This is a genomic window from Methylobacterium ajmalii, from assembly GCF_036448855.1.
GTDB classification, from domain to species: Bacteria; Pseudomonadota; Alphaproteobacteria; order Rhizobiales; family Beijerinckiaceae; genus Methylobacterium; species Methylobacterium ajmalii.
This window is the reverse complement of record NZ_JAZFXT010000006.1, coordinates 1-18,673: the sequence shown is the minus strand read 5'-3', so window position 1 is coordinate 18,673 and position 18,673 is coordinate 1. Positions and strand designations below refer to the sequence as shown.

Here is an 18,673-nt window from a genome sequence, read left to right as displayed (position 1 = left end):
CTTCGGTCATCGCTTGTCGCCGTCCCGCGATTCCATCTGGGCCTTGAGGGCCAGGAGCTTGGCGAAGGGCGAATCCGGGTCCGGGGCGCGGTCGCGCCGCGGCGGCCGGGCCTCGTGCATGCCGCCGCCGCGGGGGGCGCCGTCGCGGCGGTCCTGCGGAGGACGACCGCCCTCGCGACCGCCCGGATGCGGCCCGCGCGGGGGCCGCCCGTCGCGGTTGCCGCGGTTCTCGCCGCCGCGGCCCTCGAAGCGGCCCTCGGGCCGACCCTCGCCGGCGGGGCGGTTCTCCGCCGGTCGCCGGTCGCCCCAGCGCTGCCCCTCGCGCGGGCCGGAGCGGTTGGCCCGCTGCTCGGCCGGCGCACCCTCGCCGCCTTCCGGACGCTGGTCCGGGCGCGGGAAGCCGCGGGAGCGGTCGCGCTGCTGGCCCTCGCGCGGGCCCTGGCCGTCCTGGGGACGGCCGCGGCCCTGGTGACGCGGCGCGTGGTTGCGCTGGTGGCGGTGCATCCGCCACACCTCGATGACGATCGGCTCGGCCGGCTCGGCGGGGGCATCCGCAGCAGCGGCGTCCTCGGCACCCGCCTCGGCCCCGGCAGCCGCGACCGGCTCGGACCGGCCCTCGTCGGAGGCGCCCTCGGTGGCCTCGGCCGTCTCGGGCTCGCTCGTCGCGACCGCAGCCTCGTCGCCCACCGCTTCCGCCGTCGGAGCGGGCTCCTCGGCGGCGGCCGCCTCGACGGGAGCGTCCTCCATCGACGCCTCGGCCGGTGCCTCGTCGGCCGGCGCACCGGCGGTCACGGCCTCGGGGGCCGGGTTGCCGTGGTCGGAACCGTCCTGGGGGACAGCGTCCTGAGTGGAGGTTTCCTGAGCCCCGGTTTCCTGAGGGGCATCTTCCTGCGCGGCGGGGTCCTGAGCCGTCTCGCCGGCTTCGCCGTCGGTCGCGGTCGCGGCGGTCTCCCCAGCAGTCCTGGGCTGCACCGGCACCGTCGGGGCGGACGGGCGCAGGGCGACCGTGATGGCCGGGCCGGGCCGGCGGTCGACGACGTAGCCGAGCGACTTCAGGATCGAGGCGAAGTCCTCGCCCGAGCAGCCGACCAGCGAGGTCATGCCGACGGTCGGCACGAAGCCGTCCTTGTCGGCCGCGCCCGGAGGCGGCGCGCCCGGGGTGGTGCCGGGCACGTAGGCGATGGCCGGGCGGATCAGGTCGGCCAGGCGCTCCAGGATGTCGACGCGCACCGCCCGGCCGCCGCAGACCCGGAAGCCGGCCGCGCGGTAGAGGCCCTTGGCGATCTCGGGATCGACCGGCATCGAGGTGCGGCCGGAGCCCGCGAGATGCGCGATCTCGTCGAGGCCGCGCTGGTCGAGGCCGCCGTTCTGCAGCGCCCAGAGCTGCGCCGCCAGCGTGCGCGGCGCGGGCTTGAGCAGCGCCGGCATGGTGATGTGGTAGGCGCCGAAGCGCACGCCGTGCTTGCGCAGGGCCCCGCGACCGTCCTGGTCGAGGCTGCGCATCTCGTTGAGGACCTTGGCGCGCTCCAGCACGCCGAGCGCCTCCGCGACCTGGAAGCCGATGCCGCGGGCGAGCCCGGTCACGTCGGCGGCGGTCTCGAGTTCCAGCGCCGGGCCGAGCAGGCGCACGATATGGGCCTTCAGCCAGGCCTCGAGGCGGCCCTCGACCTTCTCGCGGGCGGCACCCGTGAGCTGCTCGTCGGCGAGCAGGCGCAGGCCGGGGGCGTAGAGCTTCTCGCCCGGGACCAGCTTGGCGACCGGGTTTCCGGTCCAGCGGATCGTGCCGTCGTTCGAGAGCACCAGCGCCGCGTCCGCCGCGGCGGCGAACCGGTCGGCCCGCGCCTCGATCTCGCTCGCCAGCGCCTTCTCGGCCGCGCTGCGCAGGGTCTTGGCTTCCTGGCCTTCGGCACCGGGATCCGGCACGAACTGGAATCCGTGCAGGTGGCCGACGTGCTGTCCCTCGACCGTCACGTCGCCGCCCGCGGTGATCTCAGCTTCCAACATGGTATTCTCTCTCAGGCGCCGCATCAGCACGCTGGTGCGCCGATCGACGAATCGACTCGCCAGCCGCTCGTGCAGGGCGTCGGACAGCCTGTCCTCTACCCGACGCGTCTCGCCCTGCCAATGCTCCGGGTCGGCGAGCCAGTCGGGTCGGTTCGCCACGAAGGTCCAGGTGCGCACGTGGGCGATGCGCTGCGACAGGGCGTCGATGTCCCCGTCGGTGCGGTCGACCATGGCGACGTGCTGCGAAAACCAGTCGACCGGGATGCGCCCGGCCATGCCCCGCATCAGGAAGCGGAAGAGCTGGGCGATGAGGTCGGCGTGGGTCTGGATCGCAGACTTGCGGTAGTCCGGCACGCCGCAGACCTGCCACAGCCGCTCGACCGCGCTGCGCGACGTGGCGTAGTCGCGGATGTCGTCCTCCTTGGCGAGGAGGTCGAGGGCGGCCTCGTCGTCGCCGGTCGGCGCGCGGGTGAGCCCGCGCTCGCTCGGATGCTCGCCGAGGCTGCGGCGCAGCGCGTCGACCGAGCGGAAATCGAGGTCGGGGTTGCGCCATTGCAGCATCCGCAACGGCTCGAAGGTGTGGCTCTCCAGCGCCTCGACCATCTCGGCGTCGAGGGGCGGGCAGCGTCCGGTGGTGCCGAAGGTGCCGTCGCGCAGGTGGCGCCCGGCGCGGCCGGCGATCTGCGCCATCTCGGACGGGGAGAGGTCGCGAAAGCGCGTGCCGTCGTACTTGCGGTTCGACGCGAAGGCGACGTGGTCGACGTCGAGGTTGAGCCCCATCCCGACCGCGTCGGTCGCCACGAGATAATCGACCTCGCCGGACTGGTAGAGCTCGACCTGGGCGTTGCGGGTGCGCGGCGAAAGCGCGCCGAGCACCACCGCGGCGCCGCCGCGCTGGCGCCGCAGCAACTCGGCGATGGCGTAAACCTCCTCGGCCGAGAAGGCGACGATGGCGCTGCGGTGGGGCAGGCGCGAGAGCTTGCGGCTGCCGGCAAAGCTCAGCTGCGACAGGCGGGGGCGCGTCGTGACGTGGATGCCCGGGATCAGCGACTTGACCAGCGGCTCCATCGTGGCCGAGCCGATCAGCAACGTCTCCTCGCGCCCGCGCTGGTGCAGCAGGCGGTCGGTGAAGGTGTGGCCGCGGTCGCGGTCGGCCCCGAGCTGGATCTCGTCGATGCCGACGAAATCGACCTCGTTGTCCCGCGGCATCGCCTCGGCGGTGCAGATCCAGTAGCTCGGCCGGTTCGGCTTGATCTTCTCCTCGCCGGTGACGAGGGCGACCCGCTCGGGGCCGACCCGCTCGACGACGCGGTGATAGACCTCGCGGGCGAGCAGCCGCAGCGGCAGGCCGATCATGCCGGTCGGATGGCCGAGCATCCGCTCGATGGCGAGGTGGGTCTTGCCGGTATTGGTCGGACCGAGCACCGCCGTGGCGCCGCGCAAGCGGGCCTGCGGAGAGAGGGAGCGGCGCGTCATCGGGCGGGGCTGAAGTCCTCGGGGCCGGGGGCGGAACCGGGTTCTCCGGGGACCTGGCGAGAGGCCCTCCGGCGGCCCTGACGAAGGGCTCCGGCGCGGCCGCCGCGTCGTGTCGGGCTTCACGGCGCCGAGGATCGCGCCGCGGCCCCGTCAGCGCTCCGGACCGCGACCGTAGGGCGGACGCGGCCCCAGCGGCGGCCTCCCCCCATATGGGGCGGGGGCGTACCGATCGCCATATGGCGGCGGCCGATCGCCGTAGGGCGGGGCGAGGCCCGGGGCGATCACCTCGATCCGCGTGCCGGCCGCCGGCCCGGGCTCGAGATCGGCGCAGAGCGTGTCCGGCACCGCGGTGAGGGGCCCCGGCGGGTTGGGGCCGACCACGGCCGAGGAATAGGCGTCGCCGCCGCAATCGGGCCCGTTCGCCAGCGCCGGGGCCGGCACCAGGAGGAGCAGGAGGGCGAGCGCGCGCATCAGTGCTCAGCGCCCGTCCGTCGGGGTCTCGACCGGCTGGGCGGCGGCCTGCGCCACCGCCTCGGCCGGCCCTTGCCCGCTGCGCGACCAGCGCGTCGCCTCGATGATGTTGAGGCCGAGCTGGGTCCGCACCGCGATGCGGAGCGGTAGCAGCACCCGCGTCCCCTCGACGGGGGCGAGCCACACCGACATCTCGGTGTTGTCCTCCATGAACTTCACCCCCGGCCGGTCGGGCCTGTGGCCGGCGATCGGCTGGTACCGGGCGTTGCAGACCAGGATCGGCCCGGCATAGCCGGGCTTCTGGACGCTGCGGGTCTCGCCGTAGCTCAGCACGACGTTGAACCGGCTCGCGCCGTCGAAGACCGGGATGGTGCGGTTGCAGTTCTGCGGGTCGATGAGCTCGCCGCGCCCCTGCGCCGGCATCATCAGGGCGCTCACCGGGTCGATGACGCCGCGCTTGTGCACCTCGCTGACGGTCACGCGCTCGGGGTCCGGCACCAGCGGCGGGGCGATGTCGGAGGCCACGACGTTGCCGCGGGCGAGCGCCATCCGCACGGTGATCGAGGCGCTGGCGCTGTGGGAGGAGAGCGCGAAGGCCGCGGGCACCGGCTTGGCCGTGACCGTGCCGCTCGCCCGGCCCGAGCCGTAGCCGCCGGTGATCGCCCCGACGAGCCCGGTGAGGCGGGCGCTGACGTCCATCGTGTAGCGCGGACCCTCGATCGCCCCCGTCACCTGCGCGGTCCCGATCGGCACGCCGGCGAGCATGATGCCGTAATCGACCGTGACGGCGGTCTCTCCGGCCTTCGGCGCGCGGCTGCGCGCGGCCTTGGCCGGGGTCGCCTCGCCGGCCGGGAGGGAGAGTGCCGCCGCCAGGGCGAGCGGGAGGAGGGCCCGAGCCGAGGGGAAGGCCCGTGTCGGGAGGAAGGCCCTTGTCGGGTGGAAGGGCTTGGAACGCATGCGGGAACCGATCTCGATCGCCGTCGCCTGCCGCCGAGGAGGCGGGGAGAATCTGGCCCTATCGTGGCGCGGTTAGGGTTAACGGATCGTCTCGCCGGCGCGGCCCCGCATCCTCGACCGGACCCGGCCCGGCCGGCGCCCCCGGCCGGCATCGCCCGGATCGCTTGACCGGGATGCCCGTGGGCTGCGACAATCGCAGCCGTCGAGGTCCTGCGCCCCTCGCGATCGGCGGCTCCCGCCTTGACGGGACCCGCCTTCCCCCTCTATAGGCGCGTGCTTTCCAGGGACTTCGCGGGGTCCGGTTCATGCCGGGGTGCGCAGCACGCCCGGCTCTCGCGTTGCGTGGTCCCTCGCCGAACGATGACCAGTTGAGGATAGAAGACCATGTCGCGTCGCTGCGAGCTCACCGGTAAGGGGGTGCTCACCGGCCACCTCGTGAGCCACTCGAACCACAAGACCAAGCGCCGGTTCCTCCCGAACCTGTGCAACGTCACGCTGCTGTCCGACACGCTCGGCCGTTCGGTCCGCCTGCGCGTCTCGGCGAACGCCCTGCGCACGGTCGAACACCGCGGCGGCCTCGACGCGTTCCTGGTCAAGGCCGGCGAGACCGAGCTGTCCCAGAACGCCCGCCTGCTGAAGCGCGAGATCGAGAAGAAGCTGGCCGAGGCGGCCTGATCTTCTTCGCGGTGGAGGCGCCCGGCGCCTCCTTCCTCGGGACGACGACGAAAAACCCCCGGATGTGCCGCTGGCACCCGGGGGTTTTTCGCGTTGGCCGTCGATACGCTTTTCGGGTCGTTCGCGTCCACCAGCGGACTTCATACCCTCCATCGTCATCCTGGGGCCGCGCAGCGGAACCCGGGATCCATAATCGCTGACTGTACAGGAGGAGGCGGAACGCCGATCACCTGGTTCTTGCATGGCCAGCAGTTATGGATCCCGGGTTCTTGCCAGCGGCGAGCCTCAGGATAACGCAGCGAGTTCGAGGCGGTCGTGCCCGATCGATCGGTGAATCGGTCGATCAGGCTCGGAGGACGGCGCTGACCGTCAGGGCCGTCCGCCGGCCGCCATCCTGCGCCTCGGCACCGGGCCGCCATCCTCCTCGAACAACTCGGCCAGCTTCTCGGTCATCACCCCGCCGAGCTCCTCGGCGTCGATGATGGTGACGGCCCGGCGGTAGTAGCGGGTCACGTCGTGGCCGATGCCGATGGCGAGCAGCTCCACCGGCGAGCGGGTCTCGATCTCGTCGATCACGTAGCGCAGGTGGCGCTCCAGGTAGTTGCCCGGGTTGACCGAGAGGGTCGAGTCGTCGACCGGGGCGCCGTCGGAGATCACCATCAGGATGCGGCGCTGCTCGGGCCGGCCGAGCAGGCGCTTGTGGGCCCAGTCCAGCGCCTCGCCGTCGATGTTCTCCTTGAGCAGGCCCTCGCGCATCATCAGCCCGAGGTTCTTGCGCGCCCGCCGCCACGGCGCGTCGGCCGACTTGTAGACGATGTGGCGCAGGTCGTTGAGGCGGCCCGGGGTCGGCGGCTTGCCCGATTGCAGCCACGCCTCGCGCGACTGCCCGCCCTTCCAGGCCCGGGTGGTGAAGCCGAGGATCTCCACCTTGACGCCGCAGCGCTCCAGCGTGCGGGCCAGGATGTCGGCACAGGTCGCCGCCACGGTGATCGGCCGGCCGCGCATCGAGCCCGAATTGTCGAGGAGCAGGGTGACGACCGTGTCGCGGAAGTTGGTGTCCTTCTCGTGCTTGAACGAGAGCGGCTGATGGGGGTCGATCACGACTCGCACGAGGCGGGCCGGGTCGAGCTGGCCTTCCTCCAGGTCGAACTCCCAGGCGCGGTTCTGCTGCGCCAGGAGCCGCCGCTGCAGGCGGTTGGCGAGGCGCCCGACCACGCCCTGCAGGTGGGCGAGCTGCTTGTCGAGGTAGGAGCGCAGCCGCGCCAGCTCGTCGGCGTCGCACAGGTCCTCGGCGTGGATGACCTCGTCGTATTTCTGCGAGAACACCTTGTAGTCGGGACCGCGCGGCTCGTTCGCCCGCGGGCCCGGCGGGCGCCACGACTCGGAGGCTTCCTCCGAATCGGCGTCCTCGGCATCCTCCGGCAACTCGCCCGACGGCGCGTCGGCGGCCTCGGTGGCGCCTTCCTCGATCTCGTCGGAGGCCTCGTCCGAGACCTCCATCTCGGCCCGGTCGCCCTGGCTCTGCTGCTCGGCCTCGCCCTCGCCGGCCTGCTGCTCGTCGGACTCGGCCTCGTTCTCGTCGTCGTTCTCCTCGTCGTCGGGGTCGAGTGGGGCCTCGTCCGCCATGTCGAGGGAGGAGAGCAGGTCGCGCACCGAGCGGGCGAAGGCGCGCTGGTCCTCGATGGTGCCCATCAGCCCGTCGAGGTTGCGCCCGGCGCGATCCTCGATGAACTCGCGCCACAGCCCGACGATGCGCTGCGCGGCCTGCGGCGGCGCCTGGCCGGTCAGGCGCTCGCGTACCATCAGGGCGACGGCATCTTCCAGCGGCGCGTCGGCCCGGTCGGTGATCTCCTCGTACTTGCCGCCGCGGTGGTAGCGGTCCTCCAGCATCGCCGTGAGGTTGCCGGCCACACCGGCCATCCGGCGAGAGCCGATCGCCTCGACCCGGGCCTGCTCGACCGCGTCGTAGACCGCGCGGGCGGCGGCGTTCTCGGGTGCCAGGCGGCGGTGGACGGCGTTGTCGTGGCAGGCAAGGCGCAGCGCCATCGAGTCGGCGTGGCCGCGCAGGATCGCGACGTCGCCGGGGGACAGCTTGCGCGGCGGCTCGGGCAGGCGGGCCTTGTCGCCGGTGAGCGCCGGCCGGTCGGTCGCGAAGGTGACCTCGATCTCGGCCTTACGGGCGATGGCCCGCAACGTCCCGGCCACCGAGCGCTTCAGCGGCTCGGCGACGGACTCGCGCTTCTCGCCGGGCTTGCGGTTGGAGATGGACATGGCGCGGCTACTTCTTCAGCGAGTCGAGGTCGAAGGGATGCAGCATCGAGGCCTGCCGCACGAGCGCCCGGGAGGCACCATCGTCGTCCCGGCCAGGCCCGGTTCCGCGCGCGGGCACCCTGACGGGCGCTCGCGCAACGGGACCGGGCCCGGCCGTCGGACGATGGGTTCGGCGCCGTCAGCTCAGCGCGACGTTGACCGCGCTCTCGGGCAGCTCCTTGCCGAAGGAGCGCTGGTAGAACTCGGCCACCAGCGCGCGCTCCAGCTCGTCGCACTTGTTGAGGAAGGTGACCCGGAACGCGAAGCCGATATCGTTGAAGATGTCGGCGTTCTCGGCCCAGGTGATCACCGTGCGCGGGCTCATCACGGTCGACAGGTCGCCGTTGATGAAGGCGTTGCGGGTGAGGTCGGCCACCCGCACCATCTTGTTGACGATGTCGCGCCCGCCCTCGCCGCGGTAATGCGGCGCCTTGGAGAGCACGATGTCGACCTCGCGGTCGTGCGGCAGGTAGTTGAGGGTGGTGACGATCGACCAGCGGTCCATCTGGCCCTGGTTGATCTGCTGGGTGCCGTGATACAGGCCCGAGGTGTCGCCGAGGCCGACCGTGTTGGCGGTGGCGAACAGGCGGAAGCCGGGATGGGGCCGGATCACCCGCTTCTGGTCGAGGAGCGTCAGGCGGCCCGACACCTCGAGCACGCGCTGGATCACGAACATCACGTCCGGCCGGCCGGCATCGTACTCGTCGAAGACCAGCGCGACGTTGTTCTGCAGCGCCCAGGGCAGGATGCCGTCCTGGAAGGCGGTGACCTGCTTGCCGTCCTTGAGCACGATCGCGTCCTTGCCGACGAGGTCGATGCGCGAGACGTGGCTGTCGAGGTTGATGCGGATGCAGGGCCAGTTCAGCCGGGCCGCGACCTGCTCGACGTGGGTGGACTTGCCGGTGCCGTGATAGCCGGTGATCATCACCCGGCGGTTGCGGGCGAAGCCGGCCAGGATCGCCAGGGTGGTCTCGCGGTCGAACAGGTAGTCCGGATCGAGATCCGGCACGTGCTCGTCGGTGGCCGAGAAGGCCGGGACCTCGAGGTTCGAATCGATCCCGAACACCTTGCGCACCGAGACGGTCGTGTCCGGGAGTGCGGGTGGCGTGTCATCAGCAAGCATACGGAGCCTCGTCGGGGCAGGCCGGCCCGGCATGGGCGGCCTGCGAATGTCGCGACGGCGCGGAGGAGACCGGCGGGCGCCGCTTGTCCTTAAGCTGCGGGGGAAGCCGGCGCAAACGTGCCTGACCCGGATATATGGGGCAGGCGCCGCGTTTCGACCCCCCTTCGCGCCGGATCAGGGATGCGAGATCCGTGCCCGGCGCGGGACCGGCCAGGAAGCCGGCGACCCGGAAGCCGGCGACCTGGCCGGGGCCGGGCTCAGCACAGGCCGGCGCCCCGCAGGGTGTCGTGGGCCTTGATGATGTCGCGCAGGCGGTCCTCGAACGACCGTTCGCCACCATTGGCATCGGGGTGGAAGCGCTTCACCAGCGCCTTGTACTGTGCCTTGATCGCCGCGGAGTCGGCGCTCTCGTCGAGGCCGAGCACGTCGAGCGCCTTGCGCACCGGCGCCGAGTAGCGCGGCGTCGGCGGTTCGGCCCGGGCGCGGCGCGAGGCGGCGGGGCCCGCGCCCTCGCCGCGCAGGATGCCGAGGGGATCGACGTAGTCCCAGTCGCGCTGCGGCGTGTCGGGCTTCGCGCCGGTCTTGGCCCCCGGATTGACGCCCATCGCCCAGGTCGGCCGGTGCCCGATCACCGCGTCCTTCTGGTAGGCCTGGACGGCGGCGTCGTTCATCCCGTCGAAGTAGTTGTAGGACGCGTTGTACTCGCGCACGTGCTGCATGCAGAAGCGCCAGTACTGGCCCTCCTGCTTGCGCCCCTTGGGCGCCTTGTGGAGCCCCGGCTGGGTGCAGCCCGGCCGGTCGCAGGCCGGACCCTCGGCCTTCTTCGGCTCGTCGCACGAGGGCCGGATGCGGATGCGGTCGAACAGGGGCGAGTTCAAATCCATGACGGGGCGATTATGAGGGGCGGGGGGACGGGCACAAGGGCTCCGGGCCTGATGCCGCAGGCGGAACCGGACGGCTTGACGGGGGATGCCCGCTCCGGCCACTCGATCCGAAGCAGGTTAAGGACGGGTGCGCGATGAGCCTGGGCGACTGGATCAGGACGACGCTGGAAGAGCGGCTGGCGCCGACGGCGCTCAGCGTCGTCGACGAATCACACCAGCATGCCGGCCATTCCGGCTGGCGGGAAGGCGGGGAAACTCACTTCCGACTCGACGTGGTGTCGGCGGCCTTCGAGGGAAAGAGCCGGGTCGAGCGCCACCGCATGGTGAACGCGCTCCTCGACGATGCCTTCAAGCGCGGGCTCCACGCCCTGGCGCTGCGGGCGCGGACGCCCGGGGAGGCGGGGTAGCGCCGTCCGTCCCGCGCTCCGGGTCACCGGAAGCGCGCGACCCGAAAGCCGGCTCCCGCGGCGCGGCCGCATAGACCGCGGTGGCGGCGAGGAGCGCCAGCCCGTAAGCCAGGAACAGCCGGCCGTAGAGCGCGTCGGGGCCGAGGCCGCCGGTCTCCAGCACGAACAGGGCCGACAGGCCCTGGATCGCCGCCGCCCCGCCCATGAAGACGATGTTCATGAAAGCGACGCCGCGCCCCAGCAGGTGGGCCGGGAAGAACCGCCGGGCATGGGCCATCAGGATCCCGTAGCTCAGGCCGGCCGCACCGGTCAGTGCCAGCAGCGCGACGGCCAGCGCGGTGGAGCCGCTGCCGAACACGCCGAGCCCTGAGAGCGCCAGCCCGGTCACGAGGCAGCCCGCGAAGGCCGTGCGCTTGGGATCGCGCACCAGCCGCTCCAGCGGCCCGTACCCGATCGCGCCGGCCGCCATGGCGGCGCTCATCGCGAGGGTGCCGTTGCCGCGCTGGAGCGCGTCGAGGCCGTGGACGGCGCCGAGATACGACCCGACCCAGAGCGAGCGGGTCGCGATGACGACGGCGTAGCTCACGAACACCACCGGGAAGACCGGCCACAGGGCCCGCATCCGGGCGACGTCCGCGAAGCCGCGCCAGACCGATGTCCTGTCCGAACCCTTACCCGAGCCCTTGGCCGGATCGGCCAGACGCGGCGGATCCGCGATCAGCCACAGGATCAGACCCGCCGCCGCCAGGGTGACGAGGGCGAGGCCGAACAGGATCGTGCGCCAGCCGAAGGCGTGGCTGGCGAGCGCCAGCGGCGTGGAACCGAGGAGGTCGCCCGAGGTGCCGAGCCCGATCATCAGCGAGGACAGCATGGCGAAGCGCTCGGGCGGATAGGACCGCCCGAACAGGTAGAGCCCGCCCATCAGGGCCGGCGCGCAGCCGAGGCCGATCAGCGCCATGGCGCAGGCGGCACCGGCAAAGCCCTGGGCGAGCCCGAGGAGCCCGGCGCCGAGGGCCGCCAGCACCAGGAACCCCGCCACGGTGCGCCGCGGCCCGATCCGGTCGAGGAGGAGCCCGGTCGGGACCTGGCCGACCGCGAAGGCCAGGAACCAGCCGGCCGAGAGCAGCGCCAGGTCGGAGGGCGCGAGGCCGAGATCGGGCCCCAGATCTGGCGCGACCATCGCCAGGAAGCCGCGGTCGAACTGGCTGATCGTGTAGGCGAGCAGCAGGACCAGGAACGCCGTCATGGTCCTGCGACCCCCATTCCCTACTTGATGCGCTCGAGCACGCTGACGTAGTTCGCCACCGCGACGCCGCCCATGTTGAACACCCCGGCGAGCGTCGCATCGGGAATCTGCATGCCGCCGGCCTCGCCGCAGAGCTGCATCGCCGACAGCGCGTGCATCGACACGCCGGTGGCGCCGATCGGGTGGCCCTTGGCCTTCAGCCCGCCTGACGCGTTGACCGGCAGCTTGCCCTCCTTGGTGGTCCAGCCCTCGCGGATCGCGTCGGCGCCGCGCCCCTCTCGGGTCAGGCCCATCGCCTCGTACTCGATGAGCTCAGCGACGGTGAAGCAGTCGTGGGTCTCGACCAGCGACAGGTCGTCGAGGGTGATGCCGGCCTGGCTGAGCGCCCGCGCCCAGGCCGCGGCTGCGCCCTCGAACTTCAGCACGTCGCGCTTCGACATCGGCAGGAAGTCCTGCGCATGCGCGGTCGCCCGGAAGGCGACGGCACGGCGCATGCGGAGCGCCGTCTCGGTGTCGGCGAGCACGACCGCGGCGGCGCCGTCCGAGACCAGCGAGCAGTCGGTGCGCTTGAGGGGGCCCGCCACGAACGGATTCTTGTCGGACTCGGTCCGGCAGAACTCGAAGCCGAGATCCTTGCGCATCTGCGCGTAGGGGTTCTGGACGCCGTTGTGGTGGTTCTTGGCGGCGATCATCGCCAGCGCGTCGGACTGGTCGCCGTGGCGCTGGAAGTAGGCCCCGGCGATGTTGCCGAACACGCCGGCAAAGCCCGCCGGGTTGTCGCCGTCCTCCGGCAGGTAGGAGGCCTTGAGAAGGGTCTTGCCGATCTCGGGGCCCGGCGTGCGGGTCATCTGCTCGACGCCGACCACCAGCACCACCCGGGCGCGCTTCGCCTCGATGGTCTTGATGCCCTGGTGCACCGCCGCCGAGCCGGTGGCGCAGGCATTCTCGACCCGGGTCGCCGGCTTGAACCGGAACCCGTCATCGGCCTGGAGCACCAGGGAGGCGGTAAAGTCCTGCGGGGTGAAGCCGGCGTTGTAGTGGCCGAGCACGATCTCGTCGACGTCCTGCGGGCCGATCCCCGCATGGGCGAGCGCCTCGTTCGTCACGCGGACGATCAGGCTCTCGACGGTCTCGGAATCGTGCTTGCCGAACGGCGTATGGCTCCAGCCGACGATGCAGGCGGTCATGTCAGGTGTCCTCCCATTCTTTGCGGCGCACTCTGCGCGAACGGGAGGGCGGCGGGCAAGCGCCGCTCACGCATCCTCGGCGCGGAAGCGCGCATAGCCGGCGGCACGCAGCGCGCAGGCCGGGCAGGTGCCGCAGCCATGGCCCCAGGCATGCAGCGCGCCGCGCTCGCCGAGATAGCAGGTGTGGCTCTCGCGCACGATCAGGTCGACCAGGACCTCGCCGCCGAGGTCGCGGGCGAGCCGCCAGGTCTCGGCCTTGTCGATCCACATCAGCGGTGTGTGCAGCACGAAGCGGCGATCCATGCCGAGGTTGAGCGCCACCTGCAGCGCCTTGATCGTGTCGTCGCGGCAATCGGGGTAACCGGAAAAATCCGTCTCGCACATGCCGCCCACGATGTGGCGCAAGCCGCGCCGATAGGCCAGGGCCGCCGCGAAGGTCAGGAAGACGAGGTTGCGGCCCGGCACGAAGGTGTTGGGCAGGCCGCCCGCCTCCATGGCGATGGCGGTGTCCCGGGTGAGCGCGGTCTCGGATACCTCTCCGAGCGCCCCGAGGGAGAGCGTGTGATCGTCGCCGAGCCGCCCGGCGAAGGCCGGCACGATCCGGGTCATCTCGGCACGCAGCTGCGCGCGGCAATCGAGCTCGATGCGGTGGCGCTGGCCGTAATCGAAGCCGAGGGTCTCGACATGGGCGAAGCGGTCGAGGGCCCAGGCGAGGCAGGTGGCGGAATCCTGTCCGCCGGAAAACAGGACCAGGGCGCCGTCGGGGGACGTCATGCGGGCTCCACACGCGAAAGGGCGGCCCCGTTCCCGGAGCCGCCCCCTTATAATCCCGTCGCCGGGCGCGGCCTACCGGCCTGCGCCCAAGGATCTTACGCCCAAGGACCCTGCGCCCAAGGACCCTGCGCTTACTGGCCCTGGGCCTGGCTCGCCTTCTTGTTGGCGTTGTGGTGGCCGACGGCGCAGCCGGCCGCGGCGCCGGCCTTGCCGTGGCCGACCGCCTTGCCGGCGAGACCGCCGACGATGGCGCCCTTGATGCAGCCCTTGGCCTCGGCCTGGTGCGGGACCGCGACGGCGCCGAGCGCGAGAAGGCCGGCGGCGAGGAGGGAAGCGGAGCGGATCATGGTGATCTCCCGTGTCTTGTGAGAAGCTCAACCAATGACGCGTCAGGGTGTTCCGATGCCGGAGAGAGTCCGGCGTTGACGATCCACCCGGTCGCGTCTATAGACCGCGGATCGCGGACCTGCGGGCTTTCGTCCGGCGGGTTGCCCGTGCTTCCATGCCCTGACACGCGACGCCACGATCCCGCCGGGATCGCTCGGGCCTCGCTTTGAGAATGAGGAACGCCGATGGCCAACACCGTGTCGGCCAAGAAGATGACCCGCAAGATTGCCAAGCGTACGGCAGTCAACCGCTCGCGCCGCAGCCGCATGCGCACCTTCATCCGCAAGGTCGAGGAGGCGATCGAGTCCGGCGATCACGGCACCGCCATGACCGCCCTGCGCAGCGCCGAGCCCGAGATCATGCGCGCCTCCCAGAAGGGGATCGTGCACAAGAACACCGCGTCTCGGAAGGTCTCGCGCCTCGCCGCCCGCGTGAAGGGCCTGCAGGCCGCCCAGGCGTAACGCGCGCCAGCGCAACGCTTCGCCACGGATCCGCGTCGCGCCGACGGGCGTACGGGGTCCGGGGACCGAGAGGAAATGGCCCGGCCATCGCGCCGGGCTTTTTCGTGTCCGGAGAACTGTTTTTCAGATCTGGGTTGTACCCGGTGGGTGCGCCCACTAACGTTGCGGCAGGACAGCAGCCCGAAAGTCCCGCCCGCATGGTCACCCGCGTCGCCACCGTCGCCTTCGAGGGAATCGAGGCGCGCGCCGTCGACGTCCAGGTGCAGATCACGCCCGGCGCCGTCGCCTTCACGGTGGTCGGGTTGCCCGACAAGGCGGTGGCCGAATCCCGCGAGCGGGTGCGCTCGGCCCTGATCGCCTCCGGTCTCGCGCTGCCGGCCAAGCGCATCACCGTCAACCTCGCTCCCGCCGACCTGCCCAAGGAAGGCTCGCACTACGACCTGCCGATCGCGCTCGGCATGATGTGCGCCATCGGCGCCCTGCCGGCGGACGCGCTCTCCGGCTACTGCGTGCTGGGCGAGCTGGCGCTTGACGGCAGCCTCACGGCGGTGGCAGGCGTGCTGCCGGCCGCGATGGCGGCCAATGCCCGGGGCCTCGGCCTGATCTGCCCGGCGGCGAGCGGCCCGGAAGCCGCCTGGGCCGCCGGCGACATGGACGTGCTGGCACCCCGCTCCCTGATCCAGCTCGCCAACCACTTCAAGGGCACGCAGGTGATGGCCCGGCCCGTGCCGGCGGTGGCCGCCCCGGCCGGCGTGCTGCCGGACCTGCGCGAGATCAAGGGCCAGGAGGGCGCCAAGCGCGCGCTCGAGATCGCCGCGGCAGGATCTCACAACCTCCTGATGAACGGCCCGCCGGGCGCCGGCAAGTCGATGCTCGCAGCCCGGCTGCCCTCGATCCTGCCGCCGCTCGGGCCCCGCGAGCTCCTCGAAGTCTCGATGATCCAGTCGGTGGCCGGGACGCTGAAGGACGGTGCGCTGTCCAACCGCCGGCCGTTCCGGGCGCCGCATCACTCCGCCTCGATGGCGGCTCTGGTCGGCGGCGGCCTCGGTGCGCGGCCCGGCGAGGTCTCGCTCGCCCATGGCGGCGTGCTCTTCCTCGACGAATTGCCCGAGTTCAACGGCCAGGTGCTCGATTCCCTGCGCCAGCCGCTCGAGACCGGCAACGTGATGATCGCCCGGGCCAACCACCGGGTCACCTACCCGGCCCGGTTCCAGCTCGTCGCAGCGATGAATCCGTGCCGCTGCGGCCAGGCGACCGAGCCGGGCTTTGCCTGCCGGCGCGGCCCCAACGAGCGCTGCGTCGCCCAGTACCAGGCCCGGCTCTCCGGCCCGCTCCTCGACCGGATCGACCTGCAGATCGAGGTGCCGGCCGTCACCGCCGCCGACCTGATCCTGCCGCCGCCCGACGAGGGCTCGGCCGAGGCCGCCGCCCGCGTCGCTGCGGCCCGCGCCCTGCAGGAGCGGCGCTATGCCGAGGCCGGCCAGCCGGCCGGCACAACCAACGCGTCCTGTCCGGCGACTCTCATCGAGGAGGCCGCACGGCCCGACGGGGAGGGCATGGCGCTGATCCGCGACGCGGCCGACGCGATGCGGCTCTCGGCCCGCGGCTTCCACCGGGTCCTGCGCGTCGCCCGCACGCTCGCCGACCTCGACGGCGAGGCCCGGGTGCGCCGGCTCCACCTGGCCGAGGCGCTGTCCTACCGCAGCCGGAGCGACCGGCGGCCGGCGGCCGCGTGACGCGCGAGGTCAACGAACCGTCATCCGCATCCCTCGAATCCCGGCCGTCGGCTGAACCTGCGGCTCAGCGACTTTCCCAACCCATCCTTCAGCTCCGCCGCCTAGCCTCGGGCGGGACGCAGGAGGATGCGGGATGGTGTGGTTCTGCGCGGTGATCGGTCTCTCGGCGGCCCTCGCCTGGCTGGCGGTGCGCTGGAGCGGCGAGCGCCGGAGCCGGCAGGACGGCGAGGTCGAGCGACTGCACGACCTCGTCTGGCGCACCTCGGAGAGCGAGGAACGTTACCGCAGCCTGGTCGAGGCGCAGATCGAGCTCGTGGTCCAGCGCGATGCCGAGGGCCGCATCACCTTCGCCAATCACGGCTTCGCCGCCCTGCTCGGCACCACGCCGGAGGCGCTGCTGGGCACCACCCGGGAGGTGGATGTGGCGGAATCGGACGAGATGCGCCAGCGGGCGGACGGGGCCCGCCTGGTCGACCTGGCGATCGTGCCCGCCGGCGGCGGCTCCCCGCGCTGGTTCGCCTTCGTCGAGACCGTGGCCACCGGGCGCGACGGCCGGCCCGAGGTGCTGCGGGCGGGCCGCGACGTCACCGAGCGGGTCGAGTCCGCCCGCTACCTGGAGGAGGCCCGCAGCCGGGCCGAGGCGGCCAGCGTGGCGAAATCCCGCTTCCTCGCCAGCGTCAGCCACGAGTTTCGCACGCCGCTCAACGGCATCATGGGCATGGCCGACCTGATGCTCGAAACACCCCTGAACCCCGAGCAACGCACCTATGCCGCGGCGGTGAAGACCTCCGGCGAGGCGCTCCTCTCGCTCATCGACGGCATTCTCGATTTCTCGAAGATAGAGGCCGGCCGCCTCGACCTCGCGGCGGAGCCGTTCGACCCTACGGCCCTGGTCGAGAGCGTGGTCGAGTTGCTGGCACCTCGTGCCCAGGACAAGGGCCTCGAGATCGCCGCCGACATCGAGGTTCTTCCGGCGACCCTGGTCGGCGATGCCGACCGGGTGCGGCAGATCCTGATCAACCTCGCGGGCAACGCGGTGAAGTTCACCGATGCCGGCGGCGTCGGCATCACGGCCGCCTGGGAACCGGGCGGGTTGACGCTCGCCGTCCACGATACCGGCCCCGGTATCCCCGCGGACCGCCTGCCGGTACTGTTCCAAGAGTTCGAGCAGGGCGACGCCAGCGCCAGCCGACGCCACGAGGGAACGGGGCTCGGCCTCGCCATCACCATGCGCCTCGTCGAGCGCATGGGTGGACGTCTCGACGTCGTGTCGGAGCCGGGCGAGGGGAGCTGCTTCCAGGTGCATCTGCCGCTGCCGCAAGGTCCCGGCCGGGTGCGGCCGGACGCACCCGATCTCGCCGGGCACAGCGTGCTGGTGGTCGCTGCGGCCACCTTCGAGGCGCCCTACATCGCGCGCCGCCTCGGACGGGCCGGCGCCGCCGCGGTGGTGGTGGAGACCGAGGCCGCGGCCCTGGCGGCTCTGTCGAGGGATAACGCCTTCACGGCCGTGATCGCCGACCGGGCCCTCGGCGACGTGGCGGTCCGCCGGGTCGCTGCCGCGGCCCGGCAATCGGGCATCGCCCGCAGCATCGTGCTGCTGTCGCCGTTCGACCGGCGCGATTTCGGCTCGCCGGCGGCGGCGGGCTTCGACCGCTACCTGATCAAGCCGGTGCGGCTCACGTCGCTGCTCGCCCGCCTCGCCGAGCCGGCGCCGCCGCGGATCGTGGCACCGCAGGCAAAAAAGGAGCAGATCCGGCCGGCCTCCCATCGGCCAAGGGTGCTGCTGGCGGAGGACAACCCCATCAACGCGCTTCTGGCCACCAAGGCGCTGGAGCGCCTCGGCGCTTGCGTGCTGTGGGCCCGCGACGGTGCAGAAGCGGTGGCACGGATGCAGGAGGCGGCCACCTCGCCGACGCCGTTCGATCTCGCCCTCATCGATATCCGCATGCCGATCCTCGACGGGCTCGAGACCGCGCGGCAAGTTCGTCGCCACGAGATCGACCGGAACCTGCCCCGCCTGCGGCTCGTTGCGCTGACCGCGAACGTCCAGGCCGAGGACGAGGCCGCCGCCCGCGCGGCTGGCTTCGACGGCTTCTTGTCGAAGCCTCTCGATCTCAAGGCCCTGCCGCCCCTCCTGGTGGCTCGCGCGGCATGAGTTTCGCGGACCCTGGTCGCTTCGGCCCCGTTGGATGTGGAGCCTCGTGCTGTCCGTCCGCGGGTAACGCCGACGCGCTTACCCCCGGTCGGGTCCTCCGGCTGTTCGTGAACACCGCGAGCGTTGCGGGTCATGCCGGGTGGTGGAGCTGTCGGTCCTGCGGCATGGCTGGACTCATTCGACGAGATGCTACGGCGGGCAGGGGCGGCGATGGTGCGGGGAACGCCATGAGGGGGAGGGGGCACGAACACGACGAAGCCCGCCCGGCATGAGCCGGGCGGGCTTCGTGGTTTGGATTGTGTCGAGGAAACGTGTGACGTGCTTGGCAGGTCTGGCGGTGACCGACTCTCCCGTGTCTTGAGACACAGTACCATAGGCGCTGGGGCGGTTAACGGCCGAGTTCGAGATGGGATCGGGTTC

Annotated in this window: 15 protein-coding genes and 1 rRNA gene; 5 read left to right on the top strand and 11 right to left on the bottom strand. The window is 72.1% G+C overall.

Annotation, left to right across the window (positions count from 1 at the left end):
* Nucleotides 1-6: 6 nt before the first annotated feature.
* The 3 genes from V3T34_RS01740 to V3T34_RS01730 form a co-directional block, all read right to left on the bottom strand.
* Entirely contained in the window at nucleotides 7-3,480 is a 3,474-nt protein-coding gene (locus tag V3T34_RS01740) for a helicase-related protein (RefSeq protein WP_305076973.1), read from the bottom strand.
* A gap of 150 nt (nucleotides 3,481-3,630) precedes the next feature.
* A complete protein-coding gene (locus tag V3T34_RS01735) occupies nucleotides 3,631-3,951 on the bottom strand; it encodes a hypothetical protein (protein WP_060848840.1) in 321 nt (106 codons plus the stop codon).
* A 6-nt stretch (nucleotides 3,952-3,957) separates the two neighbouring features.
* Nucleotides 3,958-4,908 (bottom strand): DUF3108 domain-containing protein, encoded by a 951-nt coding sequence (locus V3T34_RS01730; protein ID WP_060848839.1) that lies wholly within the window; start codon nucleotides 4,906-4,908, stop codon nucleotides 3,958-3,960.
* Between the two features lie 384 nt (nucleotides 4,909-5,292).
* Here V3T34_RS01730 and rpmB point away from each other — a divergent pair, with 384 nt between their 5' ends.
* Nucleotides 5,293-5,583, top strand: coding sequence for a 50S ribosomal protein L28 (rpmB, locus tag V3T34_RS01725; RefSeq protein ID WP_060848838.1), 291 nt, complete (start codon nucleotides 5,293-5,295; stop codon nucleotides 5,581-5,583).
* A gap of 369 nt (nucleotides 5,584-5,952) precedes the next feature.
* Here rpmB and cobT read toward each other — a convergent pair whose 3' ends face one another.
* From cobT to V3T34_RS01710, 3 genes are all read right to left on the bottom strand, one after another.
* On the bottom strand, nucleotides 5,953-7,854 hold the full coding sequence (gene cobT / locus V3T34_RS01720; protein WP_305076972.1) for a cobaltochelatase subunit CobT: 1,902 nt from the start codon (nucleotides 7,852-7,854) through the stop codon (nucleotides 5,953-5,955).
* A 178-nt stretch (nucleotides 7,855-8,032) separates the two neighbouring features.
* Nucleotides 8,033-9,016 (bottom strand): cobaltochelatase subunit CobS, encoded by a 984-nt coding sequence (gene cobS / locus V3T34_RS01715; protein WP_305076971.1) that lies wholly within the window; start codon nucleotides 9,014-9,016, stop codon nucleotides 8,033-8,035.
* A gap of 257 nt (nucleotides 9,017-9,273) precedes the next feature.
* Entirely contained in the window at nucleotides 9,274-9,900 is a 627-nt protein-coding gene (locus tag V3T34_RS01710; protein ID WP_305076970.1) for a J domain-containing protein, read from the bottom strand.
* Nucleotides 9,901-10,034: 134 nt separating this feature from the next.
* Here V3T34_RS01710 and V3T34_RS01705 point away from each other — a divergent pair, with 134 nt between their 5' ends.
* Nucleotides 10,035-10,307: a BolA family protein gene (locus tag V3T34_RS01705; RefSeq protein ID WP_048452134.1), complete on the top strand. Its 273-nt coding sequence runs from the start codon at nucleotides 10,035-10,037 to the stop codon at nucleotides 10,305-10,307.
* Here the strand turns inward: V3T34_RS01705 and V3T34_RS01700 are convergent.
* The 4 genes from V3T34_RS01700 to V3T34_RS01685 all read right to left on the bottom strand — a co-directional run bounded on the left by V3T34_RS01700 (nucleotide 10,249) and on the right by V3T34_RS01685 (nucleotide 13,861).
* Complete coding sequence (locus V3T34_RS01700; RefSeq protein WP_305076969.1) at nucleotides 10,249-11,553, bottom strand: MFS transporter; 1,305 nt, start codon at nucleotides 11,551-11,553, stop codon at nucleotides 10,249-10,251. The genes V3T34_RS01705 and V3T34_RS01700 overlap by 59 nt on opposite strands.
* A 20-nt stretch (nucleotides 11,554-11,573) precedes the next feature.
* Nucleotides 11,574-12,740 carry an acetyl-CoA acetyltransferase gene (locus tag V3T34_RS01695; protein WP_060848834.1) on the bottom strand — a complete coding sequence of 389 codons (1,167 nt, stop codon included), beginning with the start codon at nucleotides 12,738-12,740 and terminating at the stop codon, nucleotides 11,574-11,576.
* 66 nt (nucleotides 12,741-12,806) lie between these two features.
* Nucleotides 12,807-13,514, bottom strand: a complete 708-nt coding sequence (gene queC, locus V3T34_RS01690) for a 7-cyano-7-deazaguanine synthase QueC (RefSeq protein ID WP_091887498.1) — start codon at nucleotides 13,512-13,514, stop codon at nucleotides 12,807-12,809.
* Nucleotides 13,515-13,645: 131 nt separating this feature from the next.
* The gene (locus V3T34_RS01685) at nucleotides 13,646-13,861 is read right to left on the bottom strand and encodes a hypothetical protein (RefSeq protein WP_060848832.1); all 216 of its coding nucleotides are present in this window, start codon (nucleotides 13,859-13,861) and stop codon (nucleotides 13,646-13,648) included.
* A gap of 225 nt (nucleotides 13,862-14,086) precedes the next feature.
* Between V3T34_RS01685 and rpsT the strand changes: the two genes are divergently transcribed.
* The 3 genes from rpsT to V3T34_RS01670 all read left to right on the top strand — a co-directional run bounded on the left by rpsT (nucleotide 14,087) and on the right by V3T34_RS01670 (nucleotide 18,253).
* Nucleotides 14,087-14,362: a 30S ribosomal protein S20 gene (rpsT, locus tag V3T34_RS01680; protein ID WP_060848831.1), complete on the top strand. Its 276-nt coding sequence runs from the start codon at nucleotides 14,087-14,089 to the stop codon at nucleotides 14,360-14,362.
* Between the two features lie 197 nt (nucleotides 14,363-14,559).
* A complete protein-coding gene (locus tag V3T34_RS01675; protein WP_305076968.1) occupies nucleotides 14,560-16,098 on the top strand; it encodes a YifB family Mg chelatase-like AAA ATPase in 1,539 nt (512 codons plus the stop codon).
* 133 nt (nucleotides 16,099-16,231) lie between these two features.
* Complete coding sequence (locus V3T34_RS01670) at nucleotides 16,232-18,253, top strand: ATP-binding protein (RefSeq protein WP_305076967.1); 2,022 nt, start codon at nucleotides 16,232-16,234, stop codon at nucleotides 18,251-18,253.
* A 329-nt stretch (nucleotides 18,254-18,582) separates the two neighbouring features.
* Here the strand turns inward: V3T34_RS01670 and rrf are convergent.
* Nucleotides 18,583-18,673: ribosomal RNA gene (gene rrf, locus V3T34_RS01665) — 5S ribosomal RNA — on the bottom strand; the annotation flags it as partial.